Genomic DNA, 412 nt, shown 5'->3' with positions numbered 1-412 from the left:
GCCTCATAGACATTAAACAATTCACGCGAGCTTGCCCAGAGCAGCATTGCTCCTTTATTCTCCTTGCAGATGTCAACCGATTTTTTCATATAAGGAATTGGATCTGTTCCCGTATCCGCAATGCGCCCCGCAAAAACGGACACAATATTTTCGACCTTGGGATTCAGCGCGGCGACCGTTTCCTCTACTTGACGAATGGTCAGAATGGCGGTCACATTCAGTGATAAACCCTTTGAGGAGAGTTTTTTAATCAACGGAATCGATGACTCGCCGCGCGTGTTCATAATTGGGATTTTCACAAACACATTTTTGCCAAACGAATGAATCTTAAGGGCTTCCTTCTCCATTGTTTCAAAATCATCGGCAAATACTTCAAAAGAAATTGGCAGATCAGGAATTTTTTCCAAAACTT

General features: G+C 43.0%; 1 protein-coding gene. It reads right to left on the bottom strand.

Features of this window, described 5'->3' with window-relative positions:
- On the bottom strand, positions 1–412 hold a 412-nt coding region (locus NIE88_RS22205; RefSeq protein ID WP_290446648.1), incomplete at both ends, for a transaldolase family protein.

Origin of the sequence: Sporolactobacillus shoreicorticis (assembly GCF_024125445.1) — a bacterium.
Classification (GTDB): Bacteria; Bacillota; Bacilli; order Bacillales; family Sporolactobacillaceae; genus Sporolactobacillus; species Sporolactobacillus shoreicorticis.
This window is presented reverse-complemented; position numbering and strand designations above follow the sequence as displayed.